Below are 232 nucleotides of genomic sequence, written 5' to 3'. Positions count from 1 at the left end.
GAAGCAAAGCGGTTTCCCCGCTTACTTCTCCTTGATCTGCCATACGACTGACCTCATGCATATGCGGTGCCAGTGCTGCAACCGTTGGATACTGGAACAAATCCTTCATGTCCAGCTTATAACCGGCCTGGAACGCACGGGATGCGATTTGGATTGCCTTGATCGAATCGCCGCCCAGATCGAAGAAATTGTCCAAAATACCGACAGTCTGCAGTCCCAGTACCGACTGCCA

The 232-nt window shown here is 52.2% G+C and carries 1 protein-coding gene; it reads right to left on the bottom strand.

Going from position 1 to position 232, the window contains the following annotated elements; translation table 11 throughout:
* Nucleotides 1-232 (bottom strand): phosphopantetheine-binding protein (locus ACL9RM_RS26795; RefSeq protein ID WP_414126730.1); only part of this gene is annotated, 232 nt, incomplete at both ends.

It is taken from the genome of Paenibacillus sp. S29 (genome assembly GCF_049319765.1).
In the GTDB taxonomy this organism is placed as follows: Bacteria; Bacillota; Bacilli; order Paenibacillales; family Paenibacillaceae; genus Paenibacillus; species Paenibacillus polymyxa_B.
Note: the sequence above shows the minus strand (reverse complement) of the source record. Positions and strands in the feature narration are given on the sequence as shown.